The organism is Sphingomonas horti (assembly GCF_009753715.1).
Lineage (GTDB): Bacteria > Pseudomonadota > Alphaproteobacteria > Sphingomonadales > Sphingomonadaceae > Sphingomonas_B > Sphingomonas_B horti.
The window spans coordinates 51,509-65,642 of the sequence record NZ_WQMS01000013.1; the positions used below are offsets into that span (position 1 = coordinate 51,509).

Consider the following 14,134-nt stretch of genomic DNA (forward strand, 5'->3'; position numbering starts at 1 on the left):
GACGGGACGCGCCGAAAACCTGTTGCGACCGCGCAACATATGTTTGGCAATCCGCCAAACTGTTGTATCCGTGCAACGATGAGCGCCGGCAAGGCAGACACCCCGATCCGCGCACCGCGCTGGAGGCGGACGCTGTCCGTGATCCGCCGCCGCTCGCGCTACATGCCCGCGGTCGAGCTGCTGACGCTGCTGCTCGCGATCGGCATCGCGGTGGGCAGCTATTTCCTGCTTGAGGGCCAGCCCGGCAGCCGGCCGCTGACGCCGCCGCTGGTCGCGCTGCTGCTGATCGCCAACCTGGTGCCGGCGATCGCGCTGCTGGTGCTGTGGGGCCGGCGCGTGGCGAAGAAGCGCGCCGCCCAGTCGCCGATCGGCGGGGGAGGGCGGCTGCACGTCCGCCTCGTCGCGCTCTTCTCGGTGATCGCGGCGGTGCCGACGATCCTGGTCGTGATCTTCGCTTCGCTGCTGTTCCAGTACGGCGTCGAATTCTGGTTCTCCGACCGCGCCCGCGGGATGCTGGAGAATGCCGGCGAGCTGGCGCAGGGCTATTATCAGGAAAAGCACCAGGAAGTGGCCGCCGAGACCGTCACCATGGCCGGCGACCTGCGCGACTTTCTGTCGCAGGCGCGCTCCGACAGCCCCGAGTTTGCGGAAGGCTATGGCTGGCAGGTGCTGGTGCGCAAGTTCAGCGAATCCGCGATCGTCACGATCAGCCCGGACGGCAGCGCGCACACGCTGGCGATGGTCAATCCGGATGCCCGGCCGGTCGAGCGGCGGGTATCGCCGGATATCGTCGCCAGGCTCAACCACGGCGAGCCGGTCGTCGTCACCAACAGCCCGGACCGGATCGAGGCCGTCACCAGGCTGATGCCCACCGGGAACACCTATCTCTATGCCTCGCGCATCTCGGACCCGCAGGCGCTGACGCAGAGCGCGCGCGCCAAGGCGGTGCTGCGCGACTATAACGCGCTGCTTGACCGCACCCGATCGCTGCAGATCCGGTTCAACGCCGCGCTGCTGCTGATCTCGCTGCTGATCGCGGCGGCGGCGGTGTGGATCGCCTTGCGGGTCGCCGACCGGCTCGTCCGCCCGGTCGGCGAGCTGGTCGACGCGGCGCGCAAGGTGACGGCCGGCGACCTCTCCGCACGAGTCGAGACACCGCGCGAACGCGACGAGATCGGCACGCTCGCCAACGCCTTCAACCGGATGACCCGCAGGCTAGAGGAGCAGACGCTGCAGCTGGTCAGCGCCAACGACCAGCTGGACCGCCGCCGCGCCTTTACCGAAGCCGTGCTGTCCGGCGTCACCGCCGGCGTGATCTCCGTGGATCCTGACGGCAGCGTCCGCCTGATCAACAATCCGGCCGCGGAGCTGCTCAGGAGCGGCGACGAAGCGGTCGGCCAGAAGCTGGACAGCGTCGCGCCGGAGCTCGCGGCGCTGCTGGACGGCCAGGACCGCGAGGAGATCGTCCAGCTGACCAGCGGCGGCGAGCCGCGCACGCTTGCCGTCAAGATCGTTGCCGGCAGCGGCGGATCGGTGCTGACGTTCGACGACATCACCCAGCAATTGCTCGACCAGCGCCGCGCCGCCTGGGCCGACGTGGCCCGCCGCATCGCCCATGAGATCAAGAACCCGCTGACGCCGATCCAGCTGGCCGCCGAGCGGCTGCAGCGACGCTATGGTAAGGACATCGCCAACGACCGCTCGACCTTCGACCGGCTGACCGAGACGATCGTCCGCCAGGTCGGCGACCTGCGCCGGATGGTCGACGAATTCTCGTCCTTCGCGCGGATGCCGAAGCCGATGTTCCGCGCCGAGGCGATCGTCGACATCGCCCGCCAGGCGCTGTTCCTGCATGAAGTCGCCCATGCCGGCATCCGCTTCACGCTGGACGCGCCCGAACCGTCGCCGACGCTGGTCTGCGACCGCCGGCAGCTTGGCCAGGCGCTGACCAACATCGTCAAGAACGGCGTTGAGGCCATTGAACGGAAATGCGAATCCGGCCCGGTCGAAGGCGAGGTCGCGATGCGCATCGTCGAGGCAGACGAGCATCGCCTGACGATCGAGGTCGAGGACAATGGCGCCGGCCTGCCGGCCGAGCGCGGGCAATTGTTCGAGCCCTATTTCACGATGCGCGCGCGCGGTACCGGGCTCGGCCTCGCGATCGTCAAGAAGATCGTCGAGGAGCATTTCGGAACCATCGAGCTCAGGGACAGGGAAGGAGGCGGAACCATCGTGGCCATGACGTTCGATCCGCAGGCGCTGGCGCCGCTGGTGGATCGCGAACCGGAACTCGAAGAAGAGCGCGCGCCGATCGCGCTGACGCGGAGTTGAGGACCGTGGCGCTGGACGTCCTCATCGTCGACGATGAGCAGGATATTCGCGACCTTGTCTCCGGCGTGCTGGAAGACGAAGGCTATACCGCCCGCAGCGCAGCCGACAGCGATGCGGCGCTGGACGCGATCCGCGACCGCCGCCCGTCGCTGGTGCTGCTTGACGTATGGCTGCAGGGATCGAAGCTCGACGGCCTGGAGTTGCTCGACGAGATCAAGCGCCGCGATCCGTCGCTGCCGGTGCTGGTGATTTCGGGCCATGGCAACCTCGACACCGCGGTCGCCGCCGTCCGGCGGGGAGCGGCCGACTTTATCGAAAAGCCTTTCGAGGCGGAGCGGCTGCTGCTGCTCGTCAGCCGTGCGACCGAGACCGAGCGCCTGCGCCGCGAGAATGCGGATCTGAAGGCGCAGATGGGGGGTGACGACGAGCTGACCGGCAGCTCGTCCGCGATCAACCAGGTGCGCGCGACGCTGAAGCGGGTGGCTGCGACCGGCAGCCGGGTGCTGATCACCGGTCCCGCCGGCGTCGGCAAGGAAGTGGCGGCGCGGCTGCTCCACATCTGGAGCCCGCGCGCCGCTGCGCCTTTCGTCGTCGTCAGCGCGGCGCGGATGACGCCCGAGCGGGTGGAGGAAGAATTGTTCGGGGTGGAGGAGGGGGGCGAGCTCGCCCGGCCCGGCCTGCTCGAACAGGCGCATGGCGGCACCTTGTTCCTCGACGAGATCGCTGACATGCCGATCACCACCCAGGCGAAGATCCTGCGGGTGCTGACCGACCAGAGCTTCGCCCGCGTGGGCGGCCAGCGGACCGTCAAGGTGGACGTGCGGGTCGTTTCCGCGACTGCGAAGCCGCTGCCGGACGAGATCGCGGCGGGCCGGTTCCGTGAGGATCTCTATTACCGGCTGAACGTCGTGCCGGTGCACCTTCCGCCGCTGACCGAGCGGCGCGAGGACATTCCGGCGCTGGTCGACCATTTCGTCGCCCGCTACGCCGCCGAACGCCGCGTGCCGACGCCGGAAGTGGCCGGCGACGCGATGGCCGCGCTGCAGGCCTATGACTGGCCCGGCAACGTTCGCCAGCTGCGCAACATCGTCGAGCGCACCATCATCATGGCGCCGGGCGACCGGATCGGCCGGATCGACATCGACATGCTGCCGCCCGAAGTGTTGAGCGACCAGCCGCAGCTCGCCTCCAACGCGACCACCACGGCGATGATGGGTGCGCCGCTCAGGGAAGCGCGCGAAACTTTCGAGCGCGAGTATCTCCGCGTGCAGATCCGACGCTTTTCCGGGAACATTTCGCGCACCGCGAGCTTCATCGGCATGGAGCGATCGGCGCTGCACCGGAAGCTGAAGCTGCTGGGCCTCGCCGACACGCGCGAAGAGGAATAGGCGCGACTCGACCGTCCCACGCTTTCAGGTTATGCAGAGGACGCTTCCACAGGGGGAGCCGAGAAGCCGCCAAAAGAGCGGAGGCAAGTGATGGCCGACAAGGTCAATAATCTGCAGGACATTTTCCTGAATTCGCTGCGCAAGTCCAAGACACCGGTGACGATGTTCCTGGTGAAGGGGGTCAAGCTGCAGGGAATCATCACCTGGTTCGACAATTTCTCCGTGCTGCTGCGGCGCGACGGCAATGCGCAGCTGGTCTACAAGCATGCGATCTCGACCGTGATGCCGGCCGCGCCGGTCGACCTGGCGCCGATCGAAAAGGCGTTCGCCGACAGCCAGAAGAAGCCGGTGCTGCTGCAGGAAGTGTTCCTGAGCGCGGTGCGCCGCAGCGAGGAGCCGGTGACGATGTTCCTGGTGAACGGCGTCATGCTGCAAGGCGAGGTCGCCGCCTTCGACCTGTTCTGCCTGCTGCTCCGCCGCGAGAGCCAGACGCAGTTGGTCTATAAGCACGCGATCTCCACCGTGCAGCCGGCGCACCCGCTCAATCTGGCGGAAGAGCAGGCGCAGGGGGAGTGAGGTCGTTGCGTCTCCGGGCGGAGTGCCTATCTCCGCCCCGATGACCGGTTTCGAACGCGACTATGACGAATTCGCCCGCGGCGCACGGGCGGTGATTGCCTATCCTGACCTGCGGAGCGGGGACGGGAGGGACATCGCGGCGCGGCTGGATGAAGCGGCGGGGCTGGCGGAGGCGATCGGGATCGAGGTCGTCGAGCGGCTGGCGTTCCGGGTGCGGGCGCCGAAGCCCGCGACTCTGTTCGGCAGCGGCCAGGTCGAGGAGATCGCGACGGCGGTACGCGCGCAGGACGCGCAGCTGGTCGTCGTCGACGGCGCGATCACGCCCGTCCAGCAGCGCAACCTGGAGGAATCAACCAAGGCCAAGGTGATCGACCGCACCGGGCTGATCCTCGAAATTTTCGGCGAGCGCGCGGCGACGGCGGAAGGCCGGCTGCAGGTCGAACTCGCGCATCTCGACTACCAGGCGGGGCGCCTCGTCAGAAGCTGGACGCACCTCGAGCGGCAGCGCGGCGGCTTCGGCTTCCTGGGCGGCCCCGGCGAAACCCAGATCGAGGCCGACCGGCGCCTGATCCGCGACCGCATGGCGAAGCTCAGGCGCGAGCTGGAAACCGTCAGCCGCACGCGCACGCTGCACCGTGACCGGCGGCGGCGTGCGCCCTGGCCGGTGATCGCGCTGGTCGGCTACACCAATGCCGGCAAGTCCACCCTGTTCAACCGGCTGACCGGTGCCGACGTGATGGCCGAGAACCTGCTGTTCGCGACTTTGGACCCGACCATGCGGCAGATCGCGCTGCCGGGGCTGGACAAGGCCATCCTGTCGGACACGGTGGGTTTCGTTTCAGACTTGCCGACGCAGCTGGTCGCTGCCTTTCGCGCGACGCTGGAGGAAGTGATCTCCGCCGATCTGATCGTCCATGTCCGCGACATCGCGCACCCTGATTCCGACGCGCAGCGCGACGATGTCGAGCGCGTGCTGGCGGAAATCGGCGCGGAGGCGCCGCGGATCGAGGCGTGGAACAAGCTCGACAGCCTCGATCCGGAGCGACGTGCCGCGATCGAGGCGGAGGCGGCAAAGCGGGACGACGTGGTGCTGATCTCCGCACTGACCGGCGAGGGTGTGGAGGCGCTCAAGCGGATGATGTCCGGCCGCCTGACCGGGGCCAACCGGCTGCGCCACATCGAGGTGCCGATCGCCGACGGCGCCGCGCTCGCCTGGCTGCACGAGCATGGCGAAGTGATGGCCGAGGAAACGATCGACGGCGACCGGATCGCCTATGACGTGCGCCTGTCGGATCGCGACTGGCACCGGTTCCAGGCGCGGGCCTAGACCGCCGCCTTCGCCCGCTGCCAGAGCGCTTCCTTCCCGTCCAGATCCAGTTCGGCGAAGCCAGCGTCCATCGCTTCCATCGCGCGAAAGCGACGTTCGAATTTGTCGTTCGCCTTTCTGAGAGCGGCCTCCGGGTCGATCTTCAGATGGCGTGCGAGGTTGACGGCCGCGAAGAGCAGGTCGCCGACTTCTTCCTCGATCGTGTCCGCCGGTGCGCTGGCGATCTCGTCCAGCTCCTCGAGGATCTTGGCGCGCGGGCCGCCGGCGTCGGGCCAGTCGAAGCCGGTACGGGCAGCGCGCTTCTGCAATTTCTCGGCCCGGAGCAGCGCCGGCAGCGCACGCGCGACATGGGCGAGGGCGCTGGGATCGTCGGTCCCGGCGCGCTCCGCGGCCTTGACGGCTTCCCAGCCGGGCGAATGCGCGTCGTCGCCGAAGATGTGCGGGTGGCGGCGCTCCATCTTGTCGGCAATGGCGGTCAGCACGTCGGCCAGGTCGAACGCGCCCAGCTCCTCGGCCATGCGCGCGTGGAACACGACCTGGAGCGCAAGATCGCCGAGCTCGTCCTTCAGCGCGTCAAGATCGTCGCGCTCGATCGCGTCGGCGACTTCATAGGCTTCCTCGATCGTGTACGGCGCGATCGTCGCGAAGGTCTGGGCGACATCCCATTCGCAGCCGCGCTGCGGATCGCGCAGCCGCGCCATGATTTTGGCGAGCCGATCGAGCGCGAGGGGAGCCGTCTGTCCGTCCATTTCAAATCCTGATAATATACATTATGTAAAGTCCGTCTCAAACCCGCGGCTGGTGGGGCACCAGGATCAGAGTCCGCCCCTCCACGCGCCAGCTCTCAAGCGACGACAGGAAATTCATGCCGAGCACGTTCATGTCGCCGAATGCCGGCGAAACCACGGCGGCCATGTCCTTCGCGACGATCGGCCCCATCGTCAGCCGTTCGATGCGCGTACGCTGCGCCTCGACCGTGCCGTTTGCGGTGTTGATCAGGACCGGGAACCCGCCGCGATCGACCGTGAGATCGGCAGCGTCGGCGGTCCTGGCGGACAGCGCTGTGGTGGTCGCGCCGCTGTCGATCAGGAAACGCTGTTCATGCCCGTTGATGCGCGCGCGCACCCAGAAATGGCCGTCGGGCGCCATCGGTACGCGCAGCGTGCCGCCGACCGTCTGGCCGCGCTCCCCGAGCAGGTCGCCGGCGACGCGCTGGACGACGGCGTTCAGCTCGAAGCGATAGCTGTAGCCGACCAGCACCGCGGCGAAGATCAGCAGCCAGCCCGCGATCATCCGCGCGACCTGGCCGAGCGCCAGCCGGCGCGAGAGCAGGCTCGATCCGACCAGCGTGAGCATCATCACCGCCGCGATCACCTGCAGGGTCTGGTCGCCGGTCACAGGGCGATCACCTGATTGTCATAGGCCGGTTCGATGCGCTTCGGCAGTTCGGCCAGCAAGGTCCTGTAATCCATCGAATTATCCATGTGCGTCAGCAGCGCCTGCCGGGGCGCCAGCTCCGCCACCCAGCCGAGCGCTTCGCCCAGATGCGGATGGGTCGGATGCGGGCGCCGGCGCAGCGCGTCGACGATCCAGAGGTCGAGCCCTGAATACAGGGTGCGCATCGCATCCGTCATCCGGTGGAAGTCGGTCGCGTAAGCCACTGATTTTCCCCCGGCTTCGAAGCGCAGGCCGGCCGAGGTGATGCTGCCGTGCGGCTGATCGGTCACGGTGATGTCAATGTCCCCGATCCGCAGCGCATCGGGCAGATCAGTGAGGGTCGCGGTCGCGGGATAGCCGTCCGCGCCTTCGAACACATAGCCGAAGCGCGCCCGCAGCACCGCGATCGTCGCCGGCCGAGCAAAGCCGGCGATCGGCGCGCGCTGGAGATGGAAGAGCTGGCGCAGATCGTCGAGGCCATGGACATGGTCGGCATGATCGTGCGTCCAGATCACCGCGTCGACATGGCCGACGCGTGCATCCAGCAGCTGGGCGCGCAGGTCCGGCGAGGTATCGACCAGGATCGTGGTTGACGCGGTGTTAACCAGGATCGAGACGCGGCGCCTGGCATTGCGCGGCTCGGCGGGATCGCAGGCGCCCCAATCATTCCCGATCCGCGGGACGCCCGAGGACGTGCCGCAGCCGAGAATCGTGACCTTCACGCAGTCGCTGCCTTCGTGAACAGCGCGCGGAAGTTGCGCGTGGTCGCCGCGCCCAGCGCCTCGACGCTGGTGCCGCAGAGGTCGGCGAGGAAGCGCGCCGTATCGGCGACGAAGGCCGGCTCGCAGGGCTTGCCCCGGTGCGGCACCGGCGCGAGGAACGGCGAATCCGTCTCGATCAGCAGCCGGTCCTCGGGGATGCGCGCGGCGGTTTCCTGCAGCTCCCGGGCGTTCTTGAACGTCACGATCCCGGAAATGGAGATATAGAGGCCGAGCTCCAGCGCCCGGTCGGCAAAGGCGTCGCTGGCGGTAAAGCAGTGGATCACGCCCGCATAGGCGCCCTTCCCCATTTCGTCGGCGAGGATTTCGGCCGTGTCGTCCTCCGCGTCGCGCGTGTGGACGATCAGCGGCAGGCCGGTCTCCCGCGCGGCCGCGATATGGGCGCGGAAGCTCGCGCGCTGGCGGGCGCGGTCGCTATGATCGTAATAATAATCGAGACCCGTCTCGCCGATGCCGATGACCTTGGGGTGCGCGGCCCTGGCGACAAGCTTGGCGGTGTCGACGTCGGGATGGGCATCGGCTTCGTGCGGATGGATGCCGATCGACGCCCAGATGTCCGGATCGGTCGCGGCCGTTGCGATGATCGCGTCCCATTCGCGCTCGCGCGTCGAGATGTTGAGCATCGTGCCGACTCCCGCCGCCCGCGCCCGCGCGATCACGCCGGCCTGGTCCTCGATCAGGCCCTTATAGTTCAGGTGGCAATGGCTGTCCGTGAGCATTCACGATCCGTTACCCGTTCGGGCTGAGCTTGTCGAAGCCCTCTCTTTTCCCCTTCCGGCGACTCAGAAAAGAAGAAGGGAGGCCGTCGACAAGCTCAGGCCGAACGGAGTTTAGGCGCTAAACCGTCTCGTTTGCCGGCAGTTCAAGCCTCGGGAAGATCGGGCTGGGCGGCTGGAGCACCGCCGTCTCGATCCAGCCGCGGTCCGCGAGGTCGGCATACGCACGGCCGGTCGCGCCGAGCAGGTCCAGCAATTTGTCCGCCGAAGCGGGAATGACCGGACGGATCGCGATGGCGAGATCGCGGATCGCGAGCAGCAGCGTGCGAAGCACCGCCTCCATCCGCTCGGGATCCGTCTTGCGCAGCGCCCAGGGCGCCTGGGCATCGACATATTGGTTGCAGGCGAAGACCGCGCGCATCCAGGCTTCACAGCCTTCGGAGAGGGCGAGCCGCTCGAACGCGGCGGGCAGCTCCTGCCCGGTGGCGGCGGCGATGGTGGCCAGCAGCTCGGCATCGGCAGGCTCCGCCCTGCCCGCGCCCGGTACGCGGCCGACATTCTTGGCGATGAAGCTCAGCACGCGCTGGGCGAGGTTGCCGAAGCTGTTCGAGAGGTCCGCATTGGCGCGAGTGACGATCGCTTCGTCCGAATAGCTGCCGTCCTGGCCGAACACGACCTCGCGCAGCAGGAAATAGCGGAGCGCATCGACGCCGTAGCGGCTGGCGAGCTCCATCGGGTCGACGACATTGCCGGTCGATTTCGACATCTTCTCGCCCCGGTGCAGGACGAAGCCGTGCGCGAACACCGTCTTCGGAAGGGCAATGCCTGCCGACATCAGGAACGCCGGCCAATAGACGGCGTGGAAACGGGCGATGTCCTTGCCGATCACATGCAGGTCGGCGGGCCAGCGGCTCGTGTAGCCGGGCTCTGGATAGCCGGCGCCGGTCAGGTAGTTGGTGAGAGCATCGACCCACACATACATCACATGGCCTTCGGAGCCGGGGACTTTCACGCCCCAGTCGAAACTGGTGCGCGAGACCGACAGGTCCGCAAGGCCGCCTTCGACGAAACGAACGATCTCGTTCCGGCTGCGCTCGGGACGGATGAAGTCGGGATGCCGTGCATAATGGTCGAGCAGCGGCTGCTGATATTCAGACAGCCTGAAGAACCAGGTTTCCTCGACCGTCCATTCCACCGGCGTGCCCTGGGGCGAGAGCTTTGCGCCCCCTTCCCCTTCGACCAGCTCCTTTTCGTCGTAAAAGGCCTCGTCGCGGACCGAATACCAGCCTTCGTAGCGGCCGAGATACAGGTCGCCTTTCGCTTCCATCGCCTTCCAGATCGCCTGGCTAGCTACATGGTGGTCGGCTTCGGTCGTGCGGATGAACCGATCGAAGCTGATGTTAAGGGCGCGGTCCATCTCCTGGAAATAGCCGGACATTTCATCGGCCAGCGTGCGCGTCTCGACGCCGCGGTCGCGGGCGGTCTGCGCCATCTTCAGCCCATGCTCGTCGGTGCCGGTCAGGAAGAAGGTGTCGCGGCCCATCATCCGTTGGAATCGTGCGATCGCGTCGGTCGCGATCGCTTCATAGGCGTGGCCGATATGCGGCCGGCCATTGGGATAGGCGATGGCGGTGGTGATGTAGAAGGGATCGGCCATAGCGCGGCCTTAGTGGCCGATTTCGCCGAATTGAACCACCAACCTCCGCTCGCTCGAAATGACCGGCGCTATTCCTCGGCCAGCTGAGCGACATAGCTGCCGAGCTGGAACGCCGTCGCCTGCGGGTCCAGCGACAGGCCGATCGCGCTGGCGGCGAGGTCGCGGGCCCTGCCCCAAAGCTCGAGCGCCCGGTCGAGCGCCGGGCCGCGGCGGCCGCGCGCCTCGCGGGCGATGAGGGCGGGCGCGCGTTCCAGCAGCGCCTCGTAGCGGGGATGCGCGGCCTTCAGCGCCAGCGATCTGGCGAGCGATGCGCGCGTGGCGTTCGACGGATCGCCGGTGCGCGCCATGGTCTCCAGCGCCGCATCGAGCGATCCGATATCGAGCCCGGCAAAGCGCAGCGCCTGGCCCGGCGCGCCCTCGCCCGCCTTCATCAGCGCATCGATCTCGTCGGGCGCCGTCGCCGGCAACGCGCGGCGCAGCACGACGCGCATCTGTTCGTCGGACAGCGGGCCGAAACGCAGCGTACGGCAGCGCGAGCGGATCGTCGGCAACAACCGGCCCGGCATGTGGCTGACCAGGAAGAAGACGGTGCCGGCCGGCGGCTCCTCCAGGCTTTTCAACAGCGCGTTGGCGGCGCTCCGTTCCAGATCGTCGGCCGAGTCGATGACGATCGCGCGCCGGGCCGACAAAGCCGGCGAGACCGACAGCACGCGCTCCAGCATCCGGATCTGCTTGACCCGGATGCTGCGCGCGAGCGGCTCGTCGCCCTTGCGGTCGATTTCGGGGATGATCTCGTCCTGCTTCCACGGCTCGCGCTCGACCAGGCGGAAATCGGGGTGACTCCTGGCCGCGAACAGCCTGGCGATCCGGTGCTCGGGATCGACGTCCAGCCCCTGCCCGTCCAGCTCCGGGTCCGCGGCCTCCGCGAGCAGGCGCAGCGCCGCGGCGCGGGCGAAACTCGCTTTGCCCAGCCCGCGCGGGCCGGTCAGCAGCCAGGCATGGTGCAGCCGCGTCGAGCGCATCGCGGCCAGGAAGGCCGCCGCCTGCTCATCATGGCCCAGAAGTGACGTCATGGCAGCAGATCGGCGAGGGCGGCGAGGAGACGATCCGTGACCTGCGCCTCGTCCCCGCTCGCATCGACGAGGCGGACCCGATCCGGTTCCTGGCGTGCGAAATCGCGAAAGGCGGCAGCGACCCTGGTGTGGAAGCCCTGCTCCCGGCCGCCGATCCGGTCCGGGCAGCCCGCGTCACGCGCGTCGGCGCGGGCGGCGGCATCGGCATCGCCGAGCGCGAGCACAAGCGTGCGGTCGGGCAGCCGGCCGCCGCTGCCGACCTGGTGCAGGCCCAGGATCGCGGCATCGCCGATGCCGCCGGCTGCGCCCTGATAGGCGCGGGAGCTGTCGAGGAAGCGGTCGCAGATCACCCATCGGCCAGCAGCGACTGCAGGATCAATCGTCTTCGCGACATGATCGGCGCGCGCGGCCGCGAACAGCAGGGCCTCGGCGCTTGGCGACCAGCGGTTCGCATCGCCTTCCAGCAGCAGCCGGCGGATCGCCTCCGCGCCCGGGCTCCCGCCCGGTTCCCGGGTCAGCAGCACGTCGAGGCCGCGCGCGCGCAGCGCGTCGGCCAGGCGGCGCGCCTGGGTCGACTTGCCGACGCCTTCACCGCCTTCGAGGCTTATGAAGCGGGCCGTCAAGCGAAGAAGGACAGGATCGCGGCCCAGACGCGGCCGAAAAAGCCTGCCGTGCCGACATCGTTCGCGGCCACCAGCGGCATCGTCTGCGGCGGCGTGTCGGCCGCCTGCACGACCAGGTCGGCGATATGGTCGCCCTTCTTGATCGGCGCCTTGATCGGCCCGTCATAGACGACCTTGACGGCGAAATTGGACGCGGCGCCGCCCGGCAGGGTGACGGCGAGATCGCGCGGCGCGACCAGACCGACCTGATCGTCGTCGCCCAATTGCACCTCTGCGGTCTCGACCTTCGCGCCCTGCTTGAACAGCGGCTTCGACTGCCAGGCGCGGAAGCCCCATTCCATGAAGCGTACCGACTCGCCGATGCGCTGGTTGAAGCTGTCGAGCCCGGCGATCACCATGACCAGCCGGCGCCCATTCTGCTCGGCCGAGCCGGTGAAGCCGTAGCCCGCTTCCTCGGTATGGCCGGTCTTGAGGCCGTCGGCCCCCTGAACGCGGCCCAGCAGCGGATCGCGATTGGCCTGGGTGATGGCCTCGCCGCCCATCGTCTTGCCCCAGGTGAAATCGAGCTTGCTGTAATATTGCTTGTAGAGCTGCGGAAAGTCCTCGATCGTCGCGGCGGCGAGCTTCGCGAGATCGCGGGCGGTCACATAGGTGACGCCTTCGTCCGGCCAGCCGTTCGAATTGCCGAAATGGCTGCCCGTCATCCCGAGCCGCTTCGCCGCGTCGTTCATCCGCTGGACGAAGGCTTCCTCGGTTCCGGCAATTCCTTCGGCGAGCACGACGCACGCGTCGTTCCCGGACAGGGTGACGATCCCGTAGAGGAGGTTCTCCGCGCTGACCTGCTCATTGGGGCTCAGGAACATCGTCGAGCCGGCCGCCGGCCCGTGCCATTCCTGCCACGTCTCGGGCCGGACCGTGAACATCTGGCTGGGCTTCAGCTCGCCCTTCTTGATCATGTCGAAGGCGACATAGACCGTCATCATCTTCGCCATCGATGCCGGCGGGATGCGGCGGTCGGCGTCCTTCGCGTAGAGCTGCGCGCCCGATGACAGGTCGATCATATAGGCGATCGGCGCCGGCGTGTCGAAGGGCGGCGCGGCGGCGACGGTAGGCGTCGACAGCGCGACCAGGAACAGCGAACCGAGCAGATAGGCTTTCATTCAGACAGTCTCACGAAGCTTGCGCGACGGCATCGGCCAGCAGCCCTACCGAAAGCGCGTAGAAATTGGAGCAGTTATAATCGAGGATGACGCGGTAATTGCCTGTCAGCAGATAGGCGGTCTCGCCCGGGCCGTCCGGCTCCAGCAGCGTCACCAGCTCGTTGTCGCGCAGCGGCGGACCGCCGGTCTGGACGACGCCGCGCCGGCGCCATTCGGCGACCGTGAGCCAGCGGCTGTGCCGGTCATGCACGCGCGGGCAACGGGGCGAGACGACCTTCCCCTCGATCGCTTTCCGATCCAGATAGGGCGGTACGCTCACCGGTACGCCCCAGGGCCGGCCCGGCCGCCAGCCGGCGTTGACGAAGTAATTGGCGATCGACGCGAGCGCGTCCGGCTCCGACGACCAGATGTCCGCCTTGCCGTCGCCGTCGCCATCGCGGGCAAGGCGGAGATAGACGCTCGGCAGGAATTGCGGATCGCCCGTTGCGCCGGCCCAGCTTCCTTTCAGCTTTTCCCGCGGGATGCCGCGGTCGATCAGCTTGAACGTGTCGATCAGCTCCTGCGTGAACAGCGCGCGGCGGCGGCCGTCATAGGCGAGGCTGGCGAGCGAGCGCGGCAGGTCGAAATTGCCGGTGTAGCCGCCGTAATTGGTCTCGTGCCCCCAGATCGCGACCATGATCGATTCAGGAACACCCGTCTCCGCCTCGACCCGGGTCAGCAGCGGCCTGAGCGCCTGGTATTTGGCGCGCCCGCGCGAGATGCGGGCCTGGTCGACATGCTTGATGCGGTAGGGCGCGAAGGCCGGGATCGCACTCGGCGGGGCATTGGGATTGCCGCCGGGCTGGGAGCGGTCGAGCTCGATCACGCGCGGATTGAACGTCAGCGTCGGCAGCACGCTGTCGAGCGTGCGGGCGGAGACGCCCTGCGCGAGCGCCTGCGTTCGTATCTGGGCCAGGAAGGCCTGAAAACCCGCTTCGTCCTGGGCCGCAGCCGGCGCGCTCAAACTCAACGCCAGAGCGGCAGCGGCAAAAAATTTACGCATCGCCGTCCCCTCTCGCCCCTTAATC

Annotated in this window: 12 protein-coding genes and 1 pseudogene; 4 read left to right on the plus strand and 9 right to left on the minus strand. The window is 67.9% G+C overall.

Going from position 1 to position 14,134, the window contains the following annotated elements; all coding sequences use genetic code 11:
- Nucleotides 1-78 precede the first annotated feature (78 nt).
- From GON01_RS09810 to hflX, 4 genes and pseudogenes are all read left to right on the plus strand, one after another.
- Complete coding sequence (locus GON01_RS09810) at nt 79-2,331, plus strand: sensor histidine kinase (RefSeq protein WP_408640916.1); 2,253 nt, start codon at nt 79-81, stop codon at nt 2,329-2,331.
- 5 nt (nt 2,332-2,336) lie between these two features.
- Nucleotides 2,337-3,719, plus strand: a complete 1,383-nt coding sequence (gene ntrX / locus GON01_RS09815; RefSeq protein WP_181600023.1) for a nitrogen assimilation response regulator NtrX — start codon at nt 2,337-2,339, stop codon at nt 3,717-3,719.
- A gap of 18 nt (nt 3,720-3,737) precedes the next feature.
- Nucleotides 3,738-4,295, plus strand: a pseudogene (gene hfq, locus GON01_RS09820) (RNA chaperone Hfq); the annotation flags it as partial.
- A gap of 40 nt (nt 4,296-4,335) precedes the next feature.
- Nucleotides 4,336-5,622: a GTPase HflX gene (gene hflX, locus GON01_RS09825; protein WP_157027209.1), complete on the plus strand. Its 1,287-nt coding sequence runs from the start codon at nt 4,336-4,338 to the stop codon at nt 5,620-5,622.
- Here hflX and mazG read toward each other — a convergent pair.
- The 9 genes from mazG to GON01_RS09870 form a co-directional block, all read right to left on the minus strand.
- Nucleotides 5,619-6,371, minus strand: coding sequence for a nucleoside triphosphate pyrophosphohydrolase (gene mazG, locus GON01_RS09830; protein WP_157027210.1), 753 nt, complete (start codon nt 6,369-6,371; stop codon nt 5,619-5,621). The two genes, hflX and mazG, sit on opposite strands and share 4 nt — an antisense overlap.
- A gap of 37 nt (nt 6,372-6,408) precedes the next feature.
- Nucleotides 6,409-7,020 carry a retropepsin-like aspartic protease family protein gene (locus tag GON01_RS09835; RefSeq protein WP_181600024.1) on the minus strand — a complete coding sequence of 204 codons (612 nt, stop codon included), beginning with the start codon at nt 7,018-7,020 and terminating at the stop codon, nt 6,409-6,411.
- Entirely contained in the window at nt 7,017-7,781 is a 765-nt protein-coding gene (locus tag GON01_RS09840; protein WP_181600025.1) for an MBL fold metallo-hydrolase, read from the minus strand. Before GON01_RS09840 ends, GON01_RS09835 begins: the two co-directional genes overlap by 4 nt.
- Nucleotides 7,778-8,557: a TatD family hydrolase gene (locus GON01_RS09845; protein ID WP_157027212.1), complete on the minus strand. Its 780-nt coding sequence runs from the start codon at nt 8,555-8,557 to the stop codon at nt 7,778-7,780. The genes GON01_RS09840 and GON01_RS09845 overlap by 4 nt, the downstream gene beginning before the upstream one ends.
- A gap of 118 nt (nt 8,558-8,675) precedes the next feature.
- Nucleotides 8,676-10,211 (minus strand): methionine--tRNA ligase, encoded by a 1,536-nt coding sequence (gene metG / locus GON01_RS09850; protein WP_157027213.1) that lies wholly within the window; start codon nt 10,209-10,211, stop codon nt 8,676-8,678.
- 68 nt (nt 10,212-10,279) lie between these two features.
- Entirely contained in the window at nt 10,280-11,284 is a 1,005-nt protein-coding gene (locus tag GON01_RS09855) for a DNA polymerase III subunit delta' (protein WP_157027214.1), read from the minus strand.
- Nucleotides 11,281-11,907 carry a dTMP kinase gene (gene tmk, locus GON01_RS09860; RefSeq protein ID WP_157027215.1) on the minus strand — a complete coding sequence of 209 codons (627 nt, stop codon included), beginning with the start codon at nt 11,905-11,907 and terminating at the stop codon, nt 11,281-11,283. The genes GON01_RS09855 and tmk overlap by 4 nt, the downstream gene beginning before the upstream one ends.
- A complete protein-coding gene (locus tag GON01_RS09865; protein WP_157027216.1) occupies nt 11,904-13,067 on the minus strand; it encodes a D-alanyl-D-alanine carboxypeptidase family protein in 1,164 nt (387 codons plus the stop codon). Before GON01_RS09865 ends, tmk begins: the two co-directional genes overlap by 4 nt.
- Before the next feature lie 10 nt (nt 13,068-13,077).
- Complete coding sequence (locus GON01_RS09870) at nt 13,078-14,109, minus strand: lytic murein transglycosylase (protein ID WP_157027217.1); 1,032 nt, start codon at nt 14,107-14,109, stop codon at nt 13,078-13,080.
- Nucleotides 14,110-14,134: the final 25 nt, after the last annotated feature.